23 protein-coding genes are annotated in these 22,931 nt (G+C 72.2%); 12 read left to right on the top strand and 11 right to left on the bottom strand.

Features of this window, described 5'->3' with window-relative positions:
- Window positions 1-4: 4 nt before the first annotated feature.
- From OGL88_RS03300 to OGL88_RS03290, 3 genes are read left to right on the top strand one after another with little or no spacing between them, the layout of a single operon-like run.
- A complete protein-coding gene (locus OGL88_RS03300) occupies window positions 5-556 on the top strand; it encodes a signal peptidase I (protein WP_263089545.1) in 552 nt (183 codons plus the stop codon).
- Window positions 553-1,281, top strand: coding sequence for a hypothetical protein (locus tag OGL88_RS03295; RefSeq protein ID WP_263089543.1), 729 nt, complete (start codon window positions 553-555; stop codon window positions 1,279-1,281). Before OGL88_RS03300 ends, OGL88_RS03295 begins: the two co-directional genes overlap by 4 nt.
- On the top strand, window positions 1,278-3,125 hold the full coding sequence (locus OGL88_RS03290) for a choice-of-anchor G family protein (RefSeq protein ID WP_263089541.1): 1,848 nt from the start codon (window positions 1,278-1,280) through the stop codon (window positions 3,123-3,125). Before OGL88_RS03295 ends, OGL88_RS03290 begins: the two co-directional genes overlap by 4 nt.
- Window positions 3,126-3,192: 67 nt before the next feature.
- On the opposite strand, the gene OGL88_RS03285 is transcribed toward OGL88_RS03290, so the two are convergent.
- Window positions 3,193-3,639: a MarR family winged helix-turn-helix transcriptional regulator gene (locus tag OGL88_RS03285; RefSeq protein ID WP_194648820.1), complete on the bottom strand. Its 447-nt coding sequence runs from the start codon at window positions 3,637-3,639 to the stop codon at window positions 3,193-3,195.
- A gap of 121 nt (window positions 3,640-3,760) precedes the next feature.
- On the opposite strand from OGL88_RS03285, the gene OGL88_RS17980 reads away from it, so the two are divergent.
- Complete coding sequence (locus OGL88_RS17980) at window positions 3,761-4,744, top strand: AraC family transcriptional regulator (protein ID WP_263089537.1); 984 nt, start codon at window positions 3,761-3,763, stop codon at window positions 4,742-4,744.
- A gap of 7 nt (window positions 4,745-4,751) precedes the next feature.
- Here the strand turns inward: OGL88_RS17980 and OGL88_RS03275 are convergent, their stop codons facing one another.
- A complete protein-coding gene (locus OGL88_RS03275) occupies window positions 4,752-5,783 on the bottom strand; it encodes a LacI family DNA-binding transcriptional regulator (RefSeq protein ID WP_263089535.1) in 1,032 nt (343 codons plus the stop codon).
- A gap of 145 nt (window positions 5,784-5,928) precedes the next feature.
- Between OGL88_RS03275 and OGL88_RS03270 the strand changes: the two genes are divergently transcribed.
- The 4 genes from OGL88_RS03270 (at window position 5,929) to OGL88_RS03255 (ending at window position 11,604) form a co-directional block, all read left to right on the top strand.
- Window positions 5,929-7,227 carry an ABC transporter substrate-binding protein gene (locus OGL88_RS03270; protein WP_194648823.1) on the top strand — a complete coding sequence of 433 codons (1,299 nt, stop codon included), beginning with the start codon at window positions 5,929-5,931 and terminating at the stop codon, window positions 7,225-7,227.
- 2 nt (window positions 7,228-7,229) lie between these two features.
- Window positions 7,230-8,252, top strand: a complete 1,023-nt coding sequence (locus tag OGL88_RS03265) for a carbohydrate ABC transporter permease (protein WP_123313216.1) — start codon at window positions 7,230-7,232, stop codon at window positions 8,250-8,252.
- Entirely contained in the window at window positions 8,252-9,133 is an 882-nt protein-coding gene (locus OGL88_RS03260) for a carbohydrate ABC transporter permease (protein WP_123313217.1), read from the top strand. Before OGL88_RS03265 ends, OGL88_RS03260 begins: the two co-directional genes overlap by 1 nt.
- 107 nt (window positions 9,134-9,240) lie before the next feature.
- A complete protein-coding gene (locus tag OGL88_RS03255; RefSeq protein WP_263089571.1) occupies window positions 9,241-11,604 on the top strand; it encodes a glycoside hydrolase family 3 N-terminal domain-containing protein in 2,364 nt (787 codons plus the stop codon).
- Window positions 11,605-11,677: 73 nt separating this feature from the next.
- Here the strand turns inward: OGL88_RS03255 and OGL88_RS03250 are convergent, their stop codons facing one another.
- A complete protein-coding gene (locus tag OGL88_RS03250) occupies window positions 11,678-12,892 on the bottom strand; it encodes an FAD-dependent monooxygenase (RefSeq protein WP_263089532.1) in 1,215 nt (404 codons plus the stop codon).
- A 38-nt stretch (window positions 12,893-12,930) separates the two neighbouring features.
- Here OGL88_RS03250 and OGL88_RS03245 point away from each other — a divergent pair, with 38 nt between their 5' ends.
- Window positions 12,931-13,422, top strand: a complete 492-nt coding sequence (locus tag OGL88_RS03245) for a MarR family winged helix-turn-helix transcriptional regulator (protein WP_205464027.1) — start codon at window positions 12,931-12,933, stop codon at window positions 13,420-13,422.
- A gap of 27 nt (window positions 13,423-13,449) precedes the next feature.
- Here the strand turns inward: OGL88_RS03245 and OGL88_RS03240 are convergent, their stop codons facing one another.
- Window positions 13,450-13,836 carry a VOC family protein gene (locus OGL88_RS03240; RefSeq protein WP_263089530.1) on the bottom strand — a complete coding sequence of 129 codons (387 nt, stop codon included), beginning with the start codon at window positions 13,834-13,836 and terminating at the stop codon, window positions 13,450-13,452.
- Window positions 13,837-13,888: 52 nt separating this feature from the next.
- On the opposite strand from OGL88_RS03240, the gene OGL88_RS03235 reads away from it, so the two are divergent.
- The 3 genes from OGL88_RS03235 to OGL88_RS03225 all read left to right on the top strand — a co-directional run bounded on the left by OGL88_RS03235 (window position 13,889) and on the right by OGL88_RS03225 (window position 16,529).
- Window positions 13,889-14,929 (top strand): LacI family DNA-binding transcriptional regulator, encoded by a 1,041-nt coding sequence (locus tag OGL88_RS03235; RefSeq protein ID WP_263089529.1) that lies wholly within the window; start codon window positions 13,889-13,891, stop codon window positions 14,927-14,929.
- A 90-nt stretch (window positions 14,930-15,019) separates the two neighbouring features.
- A complete protein-coding gene (locus OGL88_RS03230; RefSeq protein WP_263089527.1) occupies window positions 15,020-16,051 on the top strand; it encodes a Gfo/Idh/MocA family protein in 1,032 nt (343 codons plus the stop codon).
- 13 nt (window positions 16,052-16,064) lie between these two features.
- Window positions 16,065-16,529 (top strand): heme-degrading domain-containing protein, encoded by a 465-nt coding sequence (locus OGL88_RS03225; protein WP_263089525.1) that lies wholly within the window; start codon window positions 16,065-16,067, stop codon window positions 16,527-16,529.
- A 193-nt stretch (window positions 16,530-16,722) separates the two neighbouring features.
- On the opposite strand, the gene OGL88_RS03220 is transcribed toward OGL88_RS03225, so the two are convergent.
- The 7 genes from OGL88_RS03220 to OGL88_RS03190 form a co-directional block, all read right to left on the bottom strand.
- Window positions 16,723-17,022: a Dabb family protein gene (locus OGL88_RS03220; protein WP_205464032.1), complete on the bottom strand. Its 300-nt coding sequence runs from the start codon at window positions 17,020-17,022 to the stop codon at window positions 16,723-16,725.
- Window positions 17,019-17,954: a TolB family protein gene (locus OGL88_RS03215; protein ID WP_263089524.1), complete on the bottom strand. Its 936-nt coding sequence runs from the start codon at window positions 17,952-17,954 to the stop codon at window positions 17,019-17,021. Before OGL88_RS03215 ends, OGL88_RS03220 begins: the two co-directional genes overlap by 4 nt.
- A gap of 38 nt (window positions 17,955-17,992) precedes the next feature.
- Window positions 17,993-18,592 carry a TetR/AcrR family transcriptional regulator gene (locus OGL88_RS03210; protein ID WP_263089523.1) on the bottom strand — a complete coding sequence of 200 codons (600 nt, stop codon included), beginning with the start codon at window positions 18,590-18,592 and terminating at the stop codon, window positions 17,993-17,995.
- On the bottom strand, window positions 18,585-19,436 hold the full coding sequence (locus OGL88_RS03205; RefSeq protein ID WP_263089522.1) for an alpha/beta fold hydrolase: 852 nt from the start codon (window positions 19,434-19,436) through the stop codon (window positions 18,585-18,587). Before OGL88_RS03205 ends, OGL88_RS03210 begins: the two co-directional genes overlap by 8 nt.
- A 148-nt stretch (window positions 19,437-19,584) precedes the next feature.
- Window positions 19,585-20,604, bottom strand: coding sequence for a glycosyl hydrolase family 18 protein (locus tag OGL88_RS03200; protein WP_263089521.1), 1,020 nt, complete (start codon window positions 20,602-20,604; stop codon window positions 19,585-19,587).
- A 12-nt stretch (window positions 20,605-20,616) separates the two neighbouring features.
- Window positions 20,617-22,266 (bottom strand): long-chain-fatty-acid--CoA ligase, encoded by a 1,650-nt coding sequence (locus tag OGL88_RS03195; RefSeq protein WP_263089520.1) that lies wholly within the window; start codon window positions 22,264-22,266, stop codon window positions 20,617-20,619.
- 49 nt (window positions 22,267-22,315) lie between these two features.
- Window positions 22,316-22,912 carry a TetR/AcrR family transcriptional regulator gene (locus OGL88_RS03190; protein WP_263089519.1) on the bottom strand — a complete coding sequence of 199 codons (597 nt, stop codon included), beginning with the start codon at window positions 22,910-22,912 and terminating at the stop codon, window positions 22,316-22,318.
- Between the last annotated feature and the right edge of the window lie 19 nt (window positions 22,913-22,931).

Here is a 22,931-nt window from a genome sequence, read left to right as displayed (position 1 = left end):
GGCCGTGCGCGGCTCCACCGCGCCGACGTCCTCCGACGAGGGCGCGGCGCCGCCCCGTCGTCCCGCCGACCGCATCCGTACCGTCGTCCTGACGGTCGTCGGCGCGGTCGGGCTCACCTGCCTGCTCGCCTGGGCCGCCGTGGCGTTCACCGGGCTGTCGTTCGTCGTCGTCACCACCGGGTCGATGGCCCCGACGATCCCCGCGGGCGGGCTCGCCATCACGCACCGCGTGCCTGCGGCCGAGATCACCGACGGGGACGTCGTCACGGTCCCACGTGCGGGGTCGGCCCTGCCCGTCACCCACCGGGTGGTCGCGGTGGACCGGGTCCCGGGGGACACCGCGGCGCGGTCGCTGACCCTGCGGGGCGACGACAACGCATCCGACGATCGCGACCCGTACGTCGTCCGGCACGCCGGACTCGTGCTGGCGCACGCCCCCGGCCTGGGCTCGGTGCTCGTCGTGGTCACGAGTGCGCCGGCCCGTGGGCTGGCGGTCGCGGTCGTCGGCGTGCTCGTCGCGTGGGCGTTCTGGCCGGCCCGGCGGGAGGACTCGTGACCCGCGTCCTCGCCACCTCCGCGGCGGTCGCCGCGGTGCTCGTCGGTGCGACCGGGATCGGCACGACGGCGGTGGCGGTCGCCGCGACGGACTGGAGGCCCGTGGCCGAGACCGGCACGCCGGGCCGGCTGGTGCTGCACACCGGTCCGGAGCCCCTCGTGCTGCCCGGGGCGGGGCACGACGGCGACGTCACGTGGCAGGTGCGGACGAGCGTCGACGAGCCCGGCCCGGTCACCCTCGACCTGCAGCTCACGGGGCGGGGCGGCCTGCCGGGCGGGACCGACGGCGTGCTCGTGTCGGTCGCGACGTGCGACCAGCCGTGGGGGGACCCGTCCGGAGCCCCCACGTGTGGCGGGCCGACGGCCGCCCTCGTCGACACGGTCCCCCTCGTCGACTGGGCGACCACCGCGCCGTCGGTCCGTGTGCCCGACCCGGACGGCGACGGGTCGGCGTACCTGCTCGTCCGGCTGTCCCTCGGTGACGCCGCGACCACGGTGCCCCGGACCGCCGAGGTCGGCGTCGGCGTGACCGCCCGCGGCGGGGAACCCGTCGTGTCCGGACGCCCGGCGCACGGCAGCGGCGAACGCGACGGAGACGGCGCTGGCGTCGGCCCGGTCGTGCTCGCGATGACGGGTGGTGGGTTCGCGGGGCCGGTGCTCGTCGCGGTCGCGGCCCTGCTCACCGGCGTCGCCCTCCGGCTCCGACGCCCCAGGAGCCGGTCGTGAGCCGGCGTCCGCTGCACCTGCGCCGAGGCCGGATCGCGGTCGTCACCGGCATCGTCGTCGCAGCAGCCCTGGTCACGCCCACCGCCGTGCCGAGCACCGCGTCGTGGTCGGACCGCGAGTGGGCGCACGGGGTCGTGGGGACGTCGTCGTTCGACTGCGGCACCGACGCGGACTACACGTCGACGGCCTCGAGCCGGTTCCTGGGCGGGAGCATCGCCGGCATCGACCTCGACGACGTCGCCACCGTGCGCGGGGTCGACGTCGCGAAGACCGGCGCCGCACCGGCATCGGTCGAGCCGGCCACCGCGCCCGAGCTCGGCACCGGCGGCCGCCCGTTCACGCAGGCGTTCGGCAACCCGCTCGACGTCGGGCTGCTCGGCGACGTGGCGGGCATCGACCTCACCGGTCTCGGCCTCGGACTGCCGGCCGGTTCGGCCGGAGCGGTGAACCAGGTCGCGACGGCGTCGGGAACCGGAGAAGCCGTGGCGGCGTCGGGGCTCGTCGCGGACTCCGGTGGCGTGCTCGTCACACCGACGACCCCGTCCGGCGACCTGCCCGACCCGGCCTCGATCACGCTCGGCCGCGCACTACCGGGCATCGCGGACGTCACCGACGTCGGGCTCGACGTCGGGGCCGTCGGTGCGAGTGCGCAGCTCGCCGGGTGCGACGCCATCAGCCAAGACGTGTGGGGCGGGGTCGTCCAGCGCACGCTCGCGACGAACCTGCGGGCCGCAGTGCAGCAGGTCGCTGCCGACAGCGGGCCCGCCGGGCTCGAGCGCGACTACGGGATCGCGAGCCTCGACCTGCGCGTGGACAGCCCGCTCGTCGGCGCGCTGGTGACGGCCGTGAACGACACCGTGGTGCAGCTCGATGCCACGGTCGACGCGCTCGGCGGGCAGGACGGGGTGCTCGCACGCACGATCAACCAGGGCGTGCTCGGGGTACTCGGTGGGCTCACCGGCAGCCTCGGCCTCGGCACCATCGGGGGCACGGTCGAGATCACCGGGCCGGACCTGGCAGGCGCGGTCGCGCCGCTGCTCGCCGAACCCGTGCAGGACGCCGGCGGCACACTGTCGCTCGACCTGTCGGCCGGATCCGTCCGGGTCGACCTCGCGCACCTGCTCGGCGACGACGAGCACGGGCTCAACGACCTGCCGCCGAACCACGAGGTGGTGCTCGACGCCGTCACCCTCGGTGCGCTGGCCGACCGGATCGGGCAGGTCGTGGACGCCTGGGCGGGGAAGATCACGACCGCCCTGACGACCGCGCTCGGGGCGCTGCACGTCCGGATCGCGCTCGCCGCCGACCTCAGCGCACCCCTGGTGCTCGGCATCCGCGTGAAGATCGCCACGCTGTCGATCGGCGTCGACACCGGGGTCGCGGCGCTCATGGCTGGGCAGACGAAGCTGTCGGTCGGGGTCGCGCTGGTCGGACTCGACCTGGGCGGCCTGCTCGGCGTCGTGACCGGCCTCGCGACGTCGCTCGTGAACCCGTTGACCCAGGCGGTGGTGGGGACGCTCACGACCCGGTTGTTCGCGCTCGTCGGGACGCTCGGCACGACGCTGACGACGACGATCGGCGGCCCGGTCGTCCGTGCGCTCGGGACGGTCCTCGCGCGGCTGCCCGGGGTGCTCTCGCTCCGGGTGAACGTGCAGCAGGACCTCGCCGCCGCCGCGACCCCTGCCGGCCGTGCGACGACCGGGCAGTACACGCAGACCGCACTCCGCCTGTCGATCGCGGACGCCCTGGTGCCCGGGGGACTGGCCCGCGTCGACCTGGCCAGCGCCGTGGTGGGGCCGAACTCCGTGCCGCTCCTCGATGCCGCCCGTGCCCGAGATAGGTAGCATCGTTACCTAGCTGCGCATGGCGGACAATCGCCGGAGCCGCACGCTGACCGCCCGTACCCTGCCCTCAGGGGCTCGGGGCGCCGAGGTCGACGGCCGCGATGATGCGGTCGACGATCCGGACGAACCGGACCCTGTCCCGTTCCGAGAAGGAGGCCAACAGCTCGTGCAGGTGCTTGTTCGTGCCGTCCATGGCGATCGAGTAGTCACGCCTTGCGGTCTCGGTCAGCTCGATGTGCCGACTCCGCCCGTCGGCCGGGTTCGGCACACGGCTGAGGTGTCCGCTCTGCTCGAGTCGGTCCACCATGCCGGTCACCGCCGGTCCGGTCAGGCCGAGGTGCTGCGCGAGGTCCTTCACGCGGACGGTCCGGTCGGCCGCTTCGGCGCGGGACACGAACTGCAGCACGGTCAGGTCGCTGCCGGACACGTCGAGTTGCTCGCGCAGCCGCGCTCGCAGCGCGGACACCGCTGCTTCGAGTCGCGTCAGTGCCGCCACGAGGTCGAGATCGCTCACGGGAGCGCCCCTTTCGAACCGGTCGGGTCTGCGCCACCGTACGCCGTGCTCACCGGGTCAGCGTATCCACATAACGAGTCGCGCGGTCAGGTTCGGGTGTCCGGCACGGGGGCGATGCACCGTGACTGACACCTCCGAGGCCCCGCGCGCCGGTGGACGCGCGAGCGAGCCGGTCCGCTTCGAGGTGTCCGGCATCGATCCGCAGTCCGCGGCGCGTGACCTGGCCACGGTGCACGGTGCCGAGCAGTGGTCCGCCCAGCAGACCGGCAGCGAGTTCGTCTACCGCTACACCGCGGTCGGCGACACGGAGATCAGCATCCGTCGGTCCCAGATGCGAGGCGTGCTGCGCGGTGCGATGCCGATCAGCACCGACTACATCGTCGCGTGGATGACGAGCGGCAGCGCCCACCTCGACGTCGCCGGGCAGCGGGTGGACCTGCACCGGAACGTGCCGACGCTCCTGCCCTGCGACACCGCGTTCGTCTTCGCAGCCGAGGACCACGACCAGCGCCTGGTGCACCTCGACCGGGAGCTCGTGCACCGGATCGCCGGCGAACAGCTCGACCTGGGGGACCGGCCGCTCCGCTTCGACCACGCGCGCGAACCGGACAAGGCGATGTACGGCCGGTGGCAGGGTGCCCTCGCCGCGCTGTCCCGCGCGCTCCGTGTGGGCGGTCCGGACTCGGAGACCTGGACCGAGGCGAAGTCGCTCGCGATCGCCGCGTTCCTCGAGACCTTCCCGCCGCAGCTCGACGACCTGCCGGCGGAACTGGCCCTGCCGCGGAACGCCCGGCTGCGCGCCGCCGTCGAGTACGTCCACGCGCACGCGTCCGAGACCGTGACCATCGCCGACCTCGCCGCGGTGGCCGGCCTGAGCGTGCGGTCGGTGCAGGAGTCGTTCCGTCGGGTGTTCGACGTGTCGCCGCTCACCTACCTGCGGGACGTCCGTCTGGACCGTGTGCGCAGCGAGCTCCTCGGACTCGACCCGCAGGTCGGAGCGATCGGTGACGTCGCGCGCCGCTGGGGGTTCGCGCACCTCGGCCGGTTCTCGGCGTCGTACGCGGCACGGTTCGGCGAGTACCCGAAGCAGACCCTGCGCCGCTGATCGGCGATCAGGCGCGCGGCGCGGGGCCGGTGCTCGAACGCACCCGCAGCGTGGTCGACAGGCGGACGTGGTCCGACGCGGCCTCGCCACGGAGCATCGTCAACAGCATGTCGACCGCGCGAGACCCGAGTTCGGCAAGCGGCTGCGAGACGGTGGTGAGCGGTGGTGTCGTGATCGACGCCTGGGGGACGTCGTCGAACCCGACGACGGACAGGTCCTCCGGCACCCGCAGGCCGAGCTCTGCCGCGGCCCGCAGGACACCGACGGCCGACGAGTCGTTCGCGGCGAACACCGCGGTCGGTCGCTCGTCCATCGTGAGCAGGTCCCGCGCCACGGCCGCGGACTGCTCCTCTTGGTAGTCGCCGTCGCGGACGAGCCGCTCGTCGATCGGGAGTCCGGCGGCGGTCAGTGCGGAGCGGTACCCGGCCTCGCGCAGCTGGGCGGACGCCAGGTCGACGCGGCCGCGCAGGTGCGCGATCCGGGTGTGCCCGAGCGCGAGCAGGTGCTCGACGGCCTGGACGGCCCCGCCCTCGTTGTCGGCGTCGACCGTCGCGTGGCCCTCGGGTCCGGTGTGCGGGTCGATCGCGACGACCGGGATCGACGAGCTCGACAGGGCCGTGGTCGGGGTGACGACGATGGCGCCGTCGATGAGGGTGCCGGACAGACGTGACAGTGACCGGCGTTCCCAGCCCGGACGGTCGGCGCCGGTCATCAGGCCGGCGTAGGCGAGCAGCTCGTAGCCGGTGCCGGTCGTCGCGCTCGAGATGCCGCGCAGGAGCTCGGTCGAGAACGGCTCGAACTCGGGCACCAGGATGCCGACGACCCCGGTGCGGGAGCTCCGCAGGCTGCGGGCGACCAGGGACGTCTCGTAGCCGAGGTCCGCGACGACCTGCTGCACGCGGATCATCGTGGCCGCGGCGACGCCGTCGCGCTGGTTGATGACCTTCGACACGGTGGGGATCGAGACCCCCGCGACCCGTGCGACGTCGCCGATCGTCACCCGGCCGGCACCGGGACGCGCGCCGAGTGCCGAGTCCATGTGCTCACCGTACCGCTGATGCGGCGCCGAAACGGCGTAGAAAACGTTATCGATATCGATTGACAAGCGGCAGGAGCACCTGGCACGCTCTCCGCAGCGGCAGTGGATGTCGCTGCATGTCAACGACGACACGAGGAGTTCCACGATGACGAGGAAGATCCGTGCCGCGGCAGCCATCGCGCTGATCGGGGCGACAGCACTGGTGGCCACGGGCTGCTCGGCAGGCGGCAACGCGGCCGACGACGGCAACGGGAAGGTCACGATGACCTTCTGGCACAACTCCACCACCGGACCGGGCAAGGCCTACTGGGCCTCGACGGTCAAGGCGTTCGAGGCGAAGTACCCGAACGTCACCATCAAGACGCAGGCCATCCAGAACGAGGACCTGGACGGCAAGCTGCAGACCGCGCTCAACTCGGGCGACGGACCGGACGTCTTCCTGCAGCGCGGCGGCGGCAAGATGGACGCGATGATCGCCGCCGGGCAGCTCATGGACATCTCCGACTCGATCAGCGCCGACGCGAAGAAGTCGATCAGCGCCGGGACCTTCGCGGGCTACGAGAAGGACGGCGCCACCTACGCCATGCCGGGCGCCGTGCTCCCCGAGGGCATCTGGTACTCGAAGGACCTGTTCCAGAAGGCCGGCATCGACGGCACCCCGACCACGATGGACGAGCTGAACGACGACATCGCGAAGCTCAAGGCCGCCGACATCGACCCCGTCGCCGTCGGTGCGAAGGACGCCTGGCCCGCCGCCCACTGGTACTACAACTTCGCGCTGCGCGAGTGCAGCCAGAAGACGCTCGAGGGCGCGGCGAAGTCGCTCAAGTTCGACAACGCCTGCTGGACGAAGGCCGGCGAGCAGCTCGAGGACTTCAACGCCACCGAGCCGTTCAACAACGGCTTCCTGACCACCGCCGCGCAGCAGGGTGCCGGCAGTTCCGCCGGTCTGCTCGCCAACCACAAGGCCGCCATGGAGCTCATGGGGGCGTGGGACCCGGGCGTGATCAGCTCGCTCACCCCGGACGGCAAGCCGCTGGCCGACCTCGGCTGGTTCCCGTTCCCGACCATCGACGGTGGCAAGGGTGACCCGAAGTCGATGATGGGCGGCGTCGACGGCAACTCCTGCTCGGCGAAGGCCCCGAAGAAGGCCTGCACGGACTTCCTCAACTTCATCGTGCAGAAGGACAACCAGGAGGCCTACTACACGGCGTTCCAGGCCATCCCGGTCAACCAGGAAGCCCAGTCGGTCGTCGACGCGGACTACCTGAAGTCGGCCCTCGCCGCCTACCAGGAGGCCCCGTTCGTCTCGCAGTACCTGGACACCCTGTACGGCCAGAACGTCGGCAACGCGCTGAACACCAGCGTCGTCGACCTGCTCGCCGGCAAGGGCAGCGCGAAGGACATCGTGGACACCACCAACCAGGCTGCGGCCAAGGGCTGACCATGACCCTCGACACCTCGCTCGGCACGACCCCGACCACCGGGTCGGACACGGCCGCGGGGACGTCCCCGGCGGGGAGCGGTACGCCGCTCCCCGCCGGACGGCGGTCCACGCGCCGCATCGCGGACTGGCGGAAGCGCGTCGAGATCGCGGTGCTCGCCGGCCCCGCGGTCATCGTCTTCGTCACCTTCGTGATCCTGCCCGTGGTGCTGGCCGCCTACTACGGGTTCTTCAAGTGGCAGGGCTACGGCCCGCCCACCGACTTCGTGGGGCTGCAGAACTACCTGATCATCTTCCAGGACAAGGCGTTCCACGCGGTCCTGATGCACAACGGCTTCATCGTCGTGCTGTCGCTCGTGCTGCAGGGGCCGATCGCCATCGTGCTCGCGCTGCTGCTCAACCAGAAGATGCACGGCCGCGGGCTCGTCCGCGTGCTCGTGTTCGTGCCGTACGTCATCTCCGAGGTGATCGTCGGCACCGGCTGGAGCCTGATGCTCCAGTCGAACGGCGCGGTGAACGACCTGCTCCAGGGCATGGGCCTCGGCGGGCTGCGGGCCGACTGGTTGTCCAACCCGGACATCGCCATCTGGACCCTGCTCGTGATCATCTCGTGGAAGTACATCGGCTTCGCGGTGATCCTGTTCCTGGCCGGCCTGCAGAGCATCCCCGAGGAGCTGTTCGAGGCGGCGGCCATCGACGGTGCCGGTTACTGGCAGATCCAGCGGCGGATCACCCTGCCGCTGCTCGGCCCCACCATCCGGATCTGGGCGTTCCTGTCGATCATCGGCTCACTGCAGTTGTTCGACCTCGTCTACATCATCTGGGGGCAGTACATCTCGTCGACCGCGGGCACCTCGACGATGGCGACGTACATGGTCGCCAACGGCCGGACGTCCGGCAACTTCGGCTTCGGCAGCGCCGTCGCCGTGGTCATGTTCGTGATCTCGCTCGCCGTCGCCCTGATCTACCAGCGCTTCGTGCTCCGCCGCGACACCGCGGGTGCACTCACCGAGAGGAAGAACTGATGGCCACCACGAGCATCGTCGCCCCCGGGCGGCGGGCCACGCGGGAGCGGCGGTCCAGCGCGGCCATCGGTCGCGCGAACCCGCTCACCTACCTGGTGGCGATCCTGTTCGTCGCCGCCAACCTCGCCCCGGTGCTGTACATCGTGCTGGGCGGCTTCCGGACGAACTCGCAGATCACCACGAGCCCGGCCGGGCTGCCCGCGCCGTTCGAGCTCGGCAACTACGGATCCGTGCTGTCCAGCGGGATCTTCTGGCAGCAGCTCGCGAACTCGACGATCAGCGCCGTGACCACCACCGCGGGCGTCGTCGTGCTCGGCCTGATGGTGAGCTTCGTGCTCGCCCGCTACCGGTTCGCCGGCCGCGGTGCGCTGTACGCCCTGTTCGCCGCCGGTCTGATGTTCCCGATCACCGTCGCGATCACGCCGCTGTACCTGCTCGTGAAGGACCTGGGGCTGACGAACAGCCTGGCCGGCGTGATCCTGCCGCAGATCGCCTTCGCCCTGCCGACCACGGTCATCATCCTGGTGCCGTTCCTGCGGGCGATCCCGGACGAGCTCGAAGAGGCAGCGTCGATCGACGGCGCAAGCCGCCTCGGGTTCTTCTTCCGCATGGTCGTGCCGCTGTCGCTGCCGGGTGTCGTCACGGTCGGCATCCTGGCGTTCATCGCGAGCTGGAACAGCTACATCCTGCCGCTGTTCATCCTGAACAACGAGGGCAGCTACACACTGCCGCTCGGCGTGCAGGCGTTCTCGTCGCAGTACTCGGTCGACACGGCCAAGGTGCTGGCGTTCACGTCGATGTCGATGATCCCGGCACTGGTGTTCTTCACCATCTTCCAGCGCCGCATCGTCGGCGGCCTGACCGGGGCGGTGAAGGGGTGACGACGACGGACGCGACCCGGGACACCGGACGCCAGCCGCGCCTCCAGGCCGACCACGACGCACCCGACGCGACCGGACCCGACCGCGCCACCGCCCTACTCGCCGCCATGACCCTCGACGAGAAGGCGGCGCAGCTCGTCGGCTACTGGCTCGACCAGACCGGCGTCGTCGCGCCCATGCAGGGTGAGATGGCGGCGGCCGCCGACGGCCGCACCCTGGCGGACATCACCCGCGACGGCATCGGCCAGTTCACCCGCGTCTACGGAACGCGACCGGTCGAACCCGACGACCGCGCGGCCTGGCTGTGGGCGGAACAGCGGCGACTCAAGCGCGAGACCCGGCTCGGGATCCCAGCGCTCGTGCACGAGGAGTGCCTGACCGGGCTCGCCGCGTGGAAGGCCGCGACGTTCCCCACCCCGCTGGCGTGGGGTGCTGCCTTCGACCCCGCCCTCGTCGAGCAGGTCGGCGCCGCCATCGGCGCGTCGATGCGGCAGCTCGGCGTGCACCAGGGGCTCGCCCCGGTGCTCGACGTGGTGCGCGACCCGCGATGGGGGCGGGTCGACGAGTGCATCGGCGAGGACCCGTACCTGGTCGGCACCGTGGGGACCGCCTACGTTCGCGGCCTGCAGGCGGCCGGCGTCGACGCGACGCTCAAGCACTTCCTCGGGTACTCCGCCTCGCAGGCGGGGCGGAACCACGCGCCCGTGCACGTCGGCGCGCGCGAGGTCGCCGACGTGTACCTGCCGCCGTTCGTGATGGCCCTGCGCGACGGGGGCGCCCGGAGCGTCATGAACTCGTACGCCGAGATCGACGGCGTGCCCGTCGCGGCGAACGGCGAACTGCTCACCGGCCTGCTGCGTGACGACCTCGGCTTCGACGGCACCGTCGTCGCGGACTACTTCTCGGTCGCGTTCCTCGAGGTCATGCACGGCATCGCCGCCGATCGTGGCGACGCCGCGGCGCTCGCGCTCGAGGCCGGCATCGACGTCGAGCTGCCCACCGGGGACGCGTACCTCGCGCCGCTCGTCGAGCGGGTGCGGTCCGGTCTGGTCGACGAAACCCTCGTCGACCGCGCCGTCCTGCGGGTGCTGCGGCAGAAGGAGCGACTGGGGCTCCTCGACCCACAGGCGTTCGAGGACGAACCGCCCACCGGGATCGACCTGGACACGCCGCTGCACCGGTCGTTGGCGAAGCAGTTGGCGGCGCGGTCGCTGGTGCTGCTCTCGAACCACGACGTGCCGGCCGGCACGCCTGTCCTGCCGCTGCGCGCCGGAGCGTCCGTCGCCGTCATCGGCCCGAACGCCGACCGCGCCGAGGCCCTCCAGGGCTGCTACTCCTTCGCGAACCACGTGCTCGCGTCGCACCCCGACCTGCCGCTCGGCTTCGCCATCCCGACCGTGCGCGAGGCGATGGTCGACGCCCTCGGCGACGATGCCGTGCGTTCCGCCGCGGGGTGCGCCGTCACCGGGTCCGACCGTGCCGGGTTCGCGGACGCCGTCGCGGTGGCCGCTGCGTCCGACGTCGCGGTCGTCGTCGTCGGCGACCAGGCCGGACTGTTCGGCCGCGGGACCGTCGGCGAGGGCAACGACACCGAGTCGCTCGACCTACCGGGTGTGCAACGCTCGCTCGTCGAAGCGGTCGTCGCCACCGGCACGCCGACCGTGATGGTGCTGCTGACGGGGCGGCCGTACGCCATCGGGTGGGCGCTCGACGGCGACGCCGGGGCCGACCACGGTGCCGGTGGCTCGCTCCGTCCCGCGGCCGTCGTGCAGGCCTTCTTCCCCGGCGAGGAGGGCGGCACCGCCATCGCCGACCTGCTCACCGGCGCCGCGTCACCGTCCGGCCGCCTGCCCGTCTCGCTGCCGCGTGCCGCCGGCGCCCAGCCGTACACGTACCTGCACCCGAGGCTCGGCGGACCCTCGGACGTCACCGCCGCCGACTCGACCCCGGTGCGTCCGTTCGGCTTCGGCCTCGGGTACACGACGTTCGCGTACGAGGAGCTGACGGTCGACGCGTCGGTGCCTTCCGACGGGTGGTTCGACGCTTCGGTGACCGTCCGGAACACGGGCGCACACGCGGGCGAGGACGTCGTCCAGCTCTACGGCCACGACGTGCACGGCAGCGTCACCCGACCCGAGGTCCAGCTGCTCGGCTACGCGCGCGTCGCGCTCGCCGCGGGGGAGTCCACCCGGGTCCGCTTCCGCGTCCCCGTCCAGCGGTTCGCGTTCACCGACCGTCGCATGCGCCGGGTCGTCGAACCCGGGGACGTGCAGGTCTGGGTCGCCTCCCACGCGGCGGCGTCACGACCGGGAGGCACGGTACCGGCAGGTGGGATCGTCGCGTCCGGCGGCGGGGCGGTCCGACGGCCCGTTCCCGGCTCTGCGACATCGCGCGCCACGGTCGAGGTCACGGGGCCGGTGCACGAGGTGACGCTGGACGACCCGCGGGTCGTCGAGTGGGAGGTCGGATGATCTGACGCCGTGCTGGCGGGCCGGCGGACCGTGCGGTCGGATCAGGGCGCACGATCCGCCGGCTTCGGCGGCGCTACTGCCGACCCTGCTGCGTCGCCCCGGGCAATGGCGGCAGGGGGCGATCGCTGTCGGCGACGCGGGTCAGCCGTGCTGCCAGCGGTCGGAAGAGCGCCGACAGCAGCACCTTGTCCGCCACACCCCGGGCGGCGAGCCCGAGCCGGGTCTGCGGGTACGCGAAGTGCACGATGCCCTTCGGGATGCCCTGGATCTTGTCGACGAGGGGGCGCATCCACGCGTCGAAGGCGTCGAGCGCGCGGTCGAGATCCTCGTCCGCCGTGACCGATGCCGCCAGAACGTACCCGCTCGTCAGGGCGAGCGAAGCGCCACCGCCGCCCATCGGCGTCACGCACCAGGCCGCATCGCCGATCACGCAGACACGGCCGCGGTGCCAGCGCGGCATCCGGATCTGGGTGAGCTCGTCCAGGTAGACGTCGTCCGAGCCGTCGAACCCGTCGAGCACGCGCTCGGTCTGCCAGCCGGCGTCGGCGTAGCGGGTCCGCAGCGTCGCCAGGGCCTCCGACCGCGAGCGGCCGACCAGGTCGTCGCCGCCGGCGTAGGCCAGGATCGCCCGGGTCGTGCCGTACGGGTCCGGGCGCAGGTGGACCTGACGGCCGCCGACGGCGTTGTACCAGCGCCACCGGTCGTCGTCGGACGGCGTGCGCGGGATCGTGCCGAAGACCATGGTCACCCCGAGGTCGCGCTCGTCGACCTCGCCCTCCGCGGCGAACAGCCGGTCGCGGGTGCGGGAGCGGACGCCCTCGGCGATGACCACGAGGTCGGCGTCGAGCACCCGTCCGGCGTCGGTGGTCACGGTTGCCCGGCGTCCGCCGACGTGGTCGACGACGTCCTGGATCGTCTCGCCGTAGACGATGTCGACGTCGGCGGGCAGGTCGTCGAGGATCACCCGGGCGAAGTCGCCGCGCAGGACCTCGAGTTCGGCGGTGGCACCGTCCGGACCGTCGGAGGGCAGCTCGGACCGGACGGCACCGTCACGATCGACGATCACCGTGCCGGTCTCGGTCGTGTTGCGGGCGCGGACGGCATCGACCAGGCCCATGCGGTCGAGTACCTCGCGGGCGACCCCGCGGACGTCGACGTTCTGCCCGCCGTCGCGGAAGGACGGCGCACGTTCGATCACCGTCACCTGCCACCCGACGTGGCGCAACCACCAGGCGGCGGACAGGCCTGCGATGCTGGCTCCGGAGATCACTGCGTGCTGTGAGGTCATGCTTTACAGTAAAGCAACTGCACAGTAAAGGAACCTAAATGCCCGACATCGACCCCCTCACCACGGTGTGGTCCGACGACGAGGTGGCCGTCATGCACGCGCTGCGCGACTGGGCCGTCACCTTCGACGAACTCCAGCGCCACCTGTCGTCGTGGATCGGTCTGCCCGGTTCCGACGCGAACGCCCTCGGGCAGATCGTGTGGGCGGACCAAGCCGGCGAGCCACTCTCCCCGGCGCAGTTGGCCCGGCGGATCGGCATGACGTCGGGCGCCACGTCGGTGTTGCTCGACCGCCTTGAGGGTGCCGGGCACGTCACCCGGCACCGCGAGAGCGTCGACAGGCGTCGCGTGACCCTGCGGCCGACCGAGTCGGCGCGTGCGGAAAGCGGGCGGTTCCTCGCGTTCTCCGGTGCCGAGATCGCCGCGACGGTGCGGGACGCCGACCCGGAGGAGACGCGGGTCGTCCTGGCGTTCCTGCGGCGCATGACCGACGCTGCCGCGTCGGCGAACGGTCGCCTGCAGGCGCGCTGAGGGGACCGACGGGCCGCGTCGCCGCGCTCAGTGCTCCTTGACGAGCGCCTCGACGTTGTTGCCGTCGGGGTCGCTCACGAACGCCGTGTAGGCGCGGTACTCGGGCCAGTACCGAGGCTCGTGGCGCGAGACCCCGCCGGACGCGACGGCCGCCCGGTGGAACGCATCGACCTCGGTGCGGCTCGCCGCCTCGAACGCCAGGTGCAGACCACGGGTCACCGCCGCCGTCGTGGGTGCAGTCTCGAGCGAGACGCTCGGGGTGTTCTGGCCGGTGGTCCAGTACTCCGCGACGGACTCGGTGCGGTAGCCCGCCTCGACCCCCAGCGGCGCGAGTGCCGCCGTGGAGAACGCCTCGCTCGCGGCGAAGTCGCTGGCGAAGACCCCGAGGTGGTGGATGAGGCGACGGCTCGGCATGGCTCGAACCTAGCCGCCCGGTCGAGCCGTTCGCACGTGCCAGACTGGCCGGGTGACGACGGGGACCGACGACCTGCCGGAGCGGCGCCCCACCGGTGGCCGCCTGCCGACCATGCGCGACGTCGCCGAGCACGTCGGGATGTCCCGGCAGCTCGTCTCGCTCGTGCTCCGCGGGGCCCCCGGTCCCAGTGCGGCGTCCCGCGACCGGATCCTCGCGGCGGCCGCTGAGCTCGGCTACCGCCCGCACACCTCGGCCCGGCTGCTCCGCGAGGGCCGCACGCGACTCATCGGCGCGGTCTTCAGCATGCGCAACCCGTTCCAGGTGCGCTTCGTCGAACGGCTCTTCGCCCGTGCGGCCGAGCAGGGCTTCGGTGTCGCCCTCGGGCCCGCCGATGCCGAGCGGACCACGGACCAGGTCGTGGCCGACCTGCTCGGCGAACGCGTCGAGGCCCTCGTCGTGTTCAACCCCGACCCCGACGCGACCGCGCTCCAGGAAGCGAGCCGCCTCGTGCCGGTCGTGCTCCTCGGTGAGTGGACGGATGCCCCGTACGCCGACAACGTGCACGTGGACGAGGTCGGCGGGCTCCGCGCGGCGGTCGAGCACCTGGTCGACCTGGGCCACCGACGCATCGCGTACGTCGGTGGCGAGGACGGGCTCGTCGGCCTCGATCGCGCGACCGCCTACCGCGACGCGATGCAGGGCGCCGGACTCGCAGCCGAGACCGACGTCGTCCCCAGCGGCTTCAGCGAAGAAGGTGGCGCCGCAGCCGCCCGCACACTCGTCGCCCGCGACGCCCTGCCGACCGCCGTGATCTGCTGCGGGGACCAGTGCGCCACCGGCCTGCTCGCCGTCTTCGCGCAGCACGCGGTCGACGTACCGGGGCGGGTGTCGGTGGTCGGCTTCGACGACAGCTACCTCGCATCGCTCAGCTACCACCGCCTGACGTCGGTGCACCAGGACGTCGAGGCGACGGTCGACGCGGCGCTCGCTGCGGTCCTCGACCGGACCTCGGGAAACGGTGGTGCGCGGCGTCGTGTCGCGACACCGACCGGGCTCGTGGTGCGCGAGTCGACGGGGCCTGTCGCGCGCTGACGCGGAACGACATCATCGTCGTCGCACGACGTCGGCCTTGTCGTTCCGCATCGCCCGCACGTTGATTTGGCTCGTGCTAACCTCGCCACCATGATCCCGAGCGCCCTGCCTGCACCCGACGTCTTCACCGCCGACTCCGGCGAACCCGCCCTGCGTTGGGGCATCATCGGCCCCGGTTGGATCGCGGGTGAGTTCGCCGACGCGCTCGGTGCCCACACCGCCCAACGCGTCGTCGCGGTGGCCTCGCGTTCGCTCGACCGGGCCGAACGGTTCGCCGCGGAGCGGGAGGTCGAGACAGCGCTCGGCAGCGTCGACGCGCTGCTGGCACGGTCCGATGTCGACGTCGTGTACATCGCGACGCCGCAGAGCGACCACGCGCCGACCGCCCTCGCCGCGATCGCCGCCGGCAAGCACGTCCTGGTCGAGAAGCCCTTCACGGTGACCGCTGCCGAAGCACGTGCGGTCGCCGATGCCGCCCGCGCAGCCGGCGTGTTCGTCATGGAGGCGATGTGGAGCCGCTACCTGCCGCAGGCCTCGGTGCTCCGGACCCTCCTGGCCGACGGTGCCCTCGGGGACGTCCGGTCCGTCCTCGCCGACCACGGCCAGGCGATCCCGTTCGGCCCGGAGCACCGCCTGTTCCGTCCGGAGCTCGGCGGGGGCGCGCTGCTCGACCTCGGCATCTACGCCGTGCAGTTCGCCTCGATGGTGCTGGGGTCCCCGGACCGCGTGACGGCACGGGGCCGGATGACCGAGTCCGGCGTCGACGCCTCCGGTTCGCTCGTCCTCGAACACGGCGCCGCCCAGGCCGTCCTGCACACGACCATCGCCGCGCGGACGCCGACGACCGCGTCGATCGCCGGCACCGAGGGCACGATCGAATTCGCCGGACCGTTCTACAACCCGACGACCTTCACGATCGCGGCAGCAGCACACGGTTCGCCCGTCCTGCACTGGCAGGACCCGACACCACTGCGGGGCTTCTCGGCCCTGGCCTGGGAGGCCACCGCCCTGGCACGCTTCGTCGGCGAGGGGCGGACGGAGTCCCCGCTGCACACCCTCGACGAGACGATCTCGATCCTCGAGACCGTCGACACCGCCCGCGCGCAGATCGCCGCGGGCTGAGCAGGAGACGACGATGTCCGATCGCATCACCACCCTCGAACAGCAGGAGCGCGACCTCGTGCTCGACGCATTCACCCACGACGACGCCTGGGAGCTGGGCTCCCTGATCCGCGGCATCGCCCACGAGGCCGGGCACGCCGTCGGCATCGACATCCGCCGGCCCGGCCTCTGCCTGTTCCGCGCGGCGACCCCGGGCATCACCCCGGACCAGCACGTCTGGATCGACCGCAAGGCCGCGGTCGTGCTCCGGATGGAGCAGTCGAGCGCCCTCGTCGACGCGCGGCTCTCCGCCGCCGGGGTCGATCCTGCTGCGATCGGATGGCTCGGTACCGAGTACGCCGTGACCGGGGGGTCGTTCCCGATCCGGGTCCGCGGAGCCGGGGTGGTCGCGGCCGTGACGGCCTCCGGCCTGTCCTCGATGGAGGACCACGACCTGGTCGTCGCTGGCCTGCGCGCGTTCATCGCCTCACGTCCCTGACGTGACCAGATGCGGACGGGAGGCCCGGTGCCAGCTGGCACCGTGCCTCCAGTCCGTCCCACGGTCGCGTGCGCGACCCGCGAGGTTCCAGGACTTGCCGCTCACGTTCCCCGAGGTTCCGCGAACGGCGCCGGATCGCCCCGAGATGCGACGATTTCGGAACCTGGAGGTGCCCAGCGGACGACCCGCGCGCTCAGGCGGGCAGCGGCACGAAGTCGAACTCCTGGAACGACGCGACCTCGTCCGCCCAACGGGTGGCGACGAAGCGTTGGTGCGCGGGGTGTGCGTCGTACGCCGAGTAGGTGTCCTGGTCGGCGAACACCATCGAGAACTGGAACCGGAAGTCGCTCTGCGTGGACACCTGGCGCGACACCGTGAAGTCCCGCACGCCGGGGATCGCCGGCAGGGTGTCGCGGGCGGCCTCGAGGAACGCGGCCTCGTGCGGGGAGCCGGCGGCGTGGACGAGCGTGAAGCAGACGGTGTGGACGATCATGCGGGTTCTCCGGTGGGGTAGTCGACGAAGGCGAAGGCGGACCCGTCGGGCGCCCACCCGTTGACGTTGAGGGTGCCCTGCCCGCCGTCGAGCTCGACGATGGTCTCGGCGGCCTGCCAGACCTCGGGTCCCCAGGCGCTGACGGATCCGTCACCGGTGACGAGGCGCAACCGCACGCGCTCGTCGGCCGGGTGTCCCTCGGTGCCGGGCGGGAACGACAGGTAGACGGCGGCGTCGTCGGTCGGGGCGGGATGTGGGAACCAGTTGACGTGCTCGTCGACGGTGAGCTGCTCGATGCCGGTGCCGTCCGGCCGGACCCGGGCGATCTGCGCGTGTCCGGGCGCCCGCTCGAACTGCTCGGTGTTGAACAGGATCCAGGCGCCGTCCGGGGTCCACTCGGGGCCGTCGGCGGCGGCGGGTACGGTCGTGACGGCTCGGTCGGCGCTGCCGTCCGCGGCCATCACCCGGATGGTCCCGGACGACCAGACGGCGTCGCCGGAGGGGTCGAGCCGCACGTACGCGAGCTCGGAGCCGTCGGAGCTGACGCCGTGCAGGAAGTGCAGGCCGCCGTCGTCCGCGGTGACCCGGGTCGCTGGGCCGCCGGCGAGCGGGGCGCTCCAGATGTGGAAGTCGTTCGCGCTGACGTGCACGGTGACGCCGTCGGGGTCGAGCACGTGGTCGTTGTTCAGGGGCGGGACGCCCTCGATCGCGACGCGCTCCGGAGCTGCGGCACCGTCGGCCGGCATCGTCCAGAGGACCCCGTCACCGTTCAGCACGAGACGGCCGTCCGTGGTCCAGTTCGGCGCTTCGTAGAGCCGCTCGGCCGACTCGTGCACGGTGGTCACGCTGCGGTCGGCTCGGTGCCAGATCCGGATCCGGCAGGTCTGGCCCGGTGCGAGCACGCGACCCGGGGCTGCATCGTCGAGGGGCATGGCACACCTTCCACAGTGAATGTTGGCTCGTGACAACCCTACCGGTTCAGCGAGCCTGGATCGTGGCCAGGAGCGGTCGTCGCGCGGAACCCCCGGTCGAGGAACGCGATGATCCACTCGAAGCTCGCGTCGACGTCGGTGCGCATCTGGAACCCGCCGGACGTCTCGATGGTCGCGAAGCCGTGCAGGACGCTGCGCAGCAACCGGAGTGCGTGCACCTCGTCGGCGGGGTCGAGTCCGTAGCCGCGCAGCGCCGCTGCGAACGAGGCGAGGGTGCGCTCCAGGGCCACGGCCAACGGGTCGTCCGGCCCGGTGGGACGGATCCCGACCGTCGCCTCGTACCGGCCGGGGTGGCGCTGCACGTACCGGCGGACGGTCTGCGCGGCCGCCTCGACGGCGTCGCGCCCGGCGAGCCCCTGCATCGCGTCGCGTAGGTCGTCGCCGAGTTCGTTCGCGGCGAGGATCGCGATCCGGCGGGTCAGGTCGGTGAGTCCGTCGACGTGCTTGTACAGCGACGGCGACTTCACGCCGAGCCGTTCGGCGACGACGCTCATGCTCAGCCGCGCGAGCCCGATCTCGTCGGCCAGTTCTGCCGCCGCGGTGGTGACGGCGGCGGGGTCGAGTCCAGCCCTAGCCACGGTGGCCACCGACCGGCGCGAGCGTGCGGCCGAGGAAGGGGAGCACGAGTGCGAGGACCTCGGTCGGGGTCTCGGTGTGCGGGTAGTGCCCGGCACCGTCGATGACGGCCAGCTCGCCGAGCCCGTCGGGCAGGTCGGCCAGGACCCGCTCGCCCTCGGCACGTGGGACGGCCCAGTCGGGGTCGGCGCTGCCCTCGATCACCAGGACGGGGCACCGCACGTCCGCCAGCCGAGCACCGGCGTCGGCGGGTGAGGTCTTGGTCATCGCGCGCAGCACCGCCATCCGCTCCGGCTGCTGCAGCGTCGACTCGATGCGGCCCAGTTCCTCGGTCCAGTCGGTCGGCTTCGTCGGCACGGCGATGTCCAGGTAGGCCAGCCAGCCGGCCAGGCTCCCGGTCGTCATCACCTTGGCGAGCTGCAGAGTGCCGGCGCGGTGGTGGCGGTTCCGGAGCAGGCCGCCGAGGTCGAACGACTGCTTGCGCGTGAACGGCGCGAGCTCGACGATGCCGGTGACGACGTCGGGGGCATCGGCGGCGGCGATCGTGGCCGCCCCGCCGCTGATCGACTGCCCGACGATGACCGCGGGGCCGCCGAGGTGCCGGACGACGGCGACCAGGTCGCGGGCGATGTCGGCACGCTCGTACGAGGCCCAGTCGGCGCTCGAGTCACCGCAGCCGCGGATGTCGACGTTCGCCACCCGGTAGCCGGCGGCGACGAGCTCGGGGACCAGGAACCGGTACGCGTGCCGGCTGTCGCCCATGCCGTGTGCGAGGACGACGAGCGGGCCGTCGCCGGTGACGTCGTACGCGATGGTGCCTTCGTCGGTGCGCAGGTGTTCGAGCATGACTGCCTCCATGGCTAAGTGTGTTAGCTAAAAGCTAAGACCATTAGCCGACGCTGTCAAGCCCGCCACGGCAGTCGCGTCGCGCTGCGGCGGACGGGAGGCCCGTGGCGGGCCCGCACCGGGCCTCCCGTCCGCTCGTCGGTCGCCGTCAGTGCACCGTGTCCAGCGTGTCGGACAGGTCCAGGGACCAGACGGCGACCCCGGTCAGGCCGAGCCGCTCGGCGAGTGCCACGCGCTCGCGCAGCGACCGTGCGTCGGACCACCACAGCACCTCGCCGCTGGGCAGGGTCGCCGTCCACTCGCCCGCTGTCGCGTTCCAGGTCGGGGTGACGCCGGCCTTCCGGACGCGACGACGGGCCTGGTCGTCGGACAGCTGCCCCGCCGGTCGCGGCCCCTTCCAGTGGTAGCCGTACCCGGCGACGCCGAGCACGATCTGGTCGGCGGGCGCGAGGGTGGCGAGCGCCCTGGCGGACTTCGACGCCCAGGGCAACGACCCGACCGGCCCCGGTGCGTTCGGCTCCCACGGGCCGTGCTGGTCGTAGGCCATCAGCGTGAGGTGGTCCAGCGGAGCGCGGAGCGCCCGGACGTCGTACCCCATGCGCGCGTACCCGGCCGCGGTCGTCGACGCCGACAGGGCGATGTCGAGCCGGACGTCGTCGCCGACCGCCGCACGGAGTTCCCGCGCGAAGGCCGTCAACCCCGCCGTGTCGGCGGCGGTCAACGCCTCGAGGTCGATCATGACCGAGTCCCATCCGCCGGAACGCACGTCGGTCGCGAGCGCGCGGACGACGTGGGACCGGTTGGCGGGGGACCGGAGCATCCTCCTGGCGATCGGCTCGCTGAAGTCGCCGTCGGCGTAGTTGCTGACGAGCAGCTGCGCCTCGAGCCCGCGGGCGTGCGCCCGGTTGCGCTGGGTCCTGGCCTCGTGGGACGGTGCGGTGACGCGCGTGCCGGTCCGGTTCAGCAGCAGCCCGTCGACGCCGACGACGTCCATCGCGGCGGCGTCGGCGTCGATCAGCGCGGGGTTCGCCCCTTCCGGCTGGAAGCCCGTGACGTCGAACCAGTCGGGGGTGCCGGACTCGGCGTTCGCGGGGCCCGTGCAGCCGGTCAGGACGAGGCCCGCGGTCACGGCGACGGCGAGGAGGACGGAACGCGGCCTGGTGATCACGCTCCGAGTGTGTCAGGCCGGAGCAGCCGCCGCGTCGACCGGTGTGCTGAACTGCTCGACCAGCGTCCGCTTGAGGACCTTGCCGCTCGGTCCGAGGGGCAGGGCGTCGACCACGTGCACGACCCGCGGGAACTTGTACGCCGCGATCTCGTCGGACACGAAGTGGACGAGCTCGTCCGGGCTGACGGTCGCGCCGGCGCGGAGCACCACGGCGGCCTCGATCTCCTGGCCGTGCAGCTCGTGCGGGACGCCGAAGACCGCGGCCATGGTGACGTCCGGGTGCGTCGCCAGCACCTCTTCGACCTGCCGCGGGTACACGTTGTAGCCGTTGCGGATGATCATGTCCTTCGTGCGGTCGACGATCGTCAGGTACCCGTCGTCGTCCTTCGTGCCGAGGTCGCCGGTGCGGAACCAGCCGTCGACGATCGCCGCGTCGGTGTCCTCCGGCCGGTCCAGGTACCCGTTCATCAGGTTGTGCCCGCGGATGACGAGTTCGCCAATCTCGCCGTGCGGCAGCAGCACGATCGCGTCGGGCGTGGCCGGGTCAGCGATCTCGACGTCGACACCCCACACCGGCGTCCCGATCGTTCCCGGTCGGGGCGCGCGGCCGACGTGGTTGAAGGTGGCCACGGGCGACGTCTCGGTCAGTCCGTAGCCCTCGTGGATGGGCGCATCGAACACGGACTGGAACCGCTCGAGGACGGCCAACGGCAACGACGCGCCGCCCGAGATCGCGTAGCGCAGGTCCGGTCTGGCGTCGCCTCGGGTCGCGGCGTCGAGCAGTGCCATGTACATCGTCGGCACCCCCATGAAGATCTCGCAGCCGTGCTCGACCATCGCCGACAGTGCTGCGTCGCCGTCGAACTTCGGGAGCATCACGATGGTGGCGCCCGCGCGGAACCCGGTGTTCATCGTGCAGGTCTGACCGAACGTGTGGAACAGCGGGAGCGCCCCGAGCAGGACGTCGCCGCGGTGCATGTCGAAGGTGCTCATCAGGTTCGTGTTGACCTGTTCGAGCAGGGCGAAGTGCGAGCCCTCGGCACCCTTCGGCTTGCCGGTGGTCCCGCTCGTGTACAGGATCGTCGCCGTGTCGAAGGGGTCGCGGGGGACGTAGGTGTCGAGGGGTTCGGCCGCCGCGGCGAGGGCCTCGAGGCGGTCCGGGTCGTCGTGGTCATCGTGGTCGTCGTGGTCGTCGTGGTCGTCGTGGTCGGCCGGTGCGAGGACGGTGATGACGTCGACGCCGGCGAGTTCGGCACCGGCTGCGCCCTCGGCCAGCAGCGGGGCAGCGCAGACGAGCAGCATCGCGCCGCTGTCCTGCAGCAGGTACTCGATCTCGCGCCGCTTGAGCAGCGCGTGCACGGGGACGACGACGGCGCCGAGCGCGAGGGTGGCGTAGTAGACGCGGGCGAAGTCCGCGACGTTCGGCACGAGCATCGCGACGCGCGATCCCTCGGTGACCCCGCGGGCGCGGAGCGCTCCGGCGTAGGCGAGGGTCTCGGACCACAGCTCGGCGTAGGTGGTGCGGTGGTCGCCGACGATCACGGCGACGTCGTCCGGGTACCGCACGGCGGATTCGGCCAGGATCGCGGCGACCGAGGCGGTGGCCCGGGTCGGTCTGGGGGTGCCGTGGTGGGCGGCGGTGGTGGGCTCGGTGCGCGTCATTCCGGTCTCCGTCTTCGGTGACGAGTGGTTCTCCGGATCATACGTGCGGTCAGAACGTCGTGCGCTCCTCGAACACCGACATGATCATGGCCGCTCCGAGCCGCGCGCTCCGGGCGGGCTTCGCCGATCCCTGCACGGCTGACTCGACTCGGGCGCCCTCGACCAGCAGCGACAGGGTCTCGGCGATGTGCGCCGGCATGTCCGCACGGGTGCAGAGCAACGTGAGGTGGCTCTCGACGTCGCGGAAGTGCTCGGCCGCGAGTGCGGCGATCTCCGCGTCCTGCCGCCCGAGCTCGGCGTGTCCGTTGATGAACGCGCAGCCGCGCCACCCCTCGTCCGCGAAGCACTTCTCCAGGTAGCTGAAGATGCCGAGGATCTCGTCACGGGGATCCGCCGAGGTGGTGGCGATGTGGTCCAGTGCCCGACGCCACGCACCGTGCCAGCGTCGCAGGACCGCCACGACGAGCGCCTGCTTGGACGGGTACGCCGCCGTCAGTTCGTCCACGCTCATGCCCGCGTGCGCGGCGACGTCCTCGAAGCGCACCGGGATCACGCCGTGCGCCGTGAAGAGGTCGTCGGCGGCCTTGGATGCGGTGCGCTGCGCGGTCGTCTCGACGGCCGGGGGCGTGAGTGTGAGGAGCGTCATGAGGAAGTGGGGTCGGGGG

This window comes from Curtobacterium sp. RIT-PI-V, assembly GCF_025642935.1.
Lineage (GTDB): Bacteria > Actinomycetota > Actinomycetes > Actinomycetales > Microbacteriaceae > Curtobacterium.
The sequence above is the reverse complement of the archived record's forward strand: the minus strand, read 5'-3'. Positions and strand labels throughout refer to the sequence as shown.